Source organism: Klebsiella sp. K47, from assembly GCF_051858335.1.
GTDB lineage: Bacteria > Pseudomonadota > Gammaproteobacteria > Enterobacterales > Enterobacteriaceae > Klebsiella > Klebsiella pneumoniae.
Genome location: NZ_JBPYUI010000139.1, coordinates 1 through 271, shown reverse-complemented (window position 1 = coordinate 271; position 271 = coordinate 1). Strand labels below are relative to the sequence as shown.

General features: G+C 56.5%; 1 protein-coding gene. It reads left to right on the top strand.

Annotated features, from left to right (window positions below):
* Positions 1-145 precede the first annotated feature (145 nt).
* Positions 146-259, top strand: coding sequence for a replication initiation protein (locus RRF55_RS27445; protein WP_071789001.1), 114 nt, complete (start codon positions 146-148; stop codon positions 257-259).
* Positions 260-271 lie beyond the last annotated feature (12 nt).

The window sequence follows — 271 nt, the reverse complement described above, 5'->3', positions numbered from 1 at the left end:
GCGTTTCCCCCTGGTGGCTCCCTCGTGCGCTCTCCTGTTCCTGCCTTTCGGTTTACCGGTGTCATTCCGCTGTTATGGCCGCGTTTATCTCATTCCACGCCTGACACTCAGTTCCGGGTAGGCAGTTCGCTCCAAGCTGGACTGTATGCACGAACCCCCCGTTCAGTCCGACTGCTGCGCCTTATCCGGTAACTATCGTCTTGAGTCCAACCCGGTAAGACATGCAAAAGCGCCACTGGCAGCAGCCACTGGTAACTGATTTAGAGGAGTT

Excerpts from the sequence above, each read along its gene's own strand:
- RRF55_RS27445 (WP_071789001.1), top strand. The coding sequence starts at position 146 with ATGCACGAACCCCCCGTTCAGTCCGACTGCTGCGCCTTATCCGGTAAC.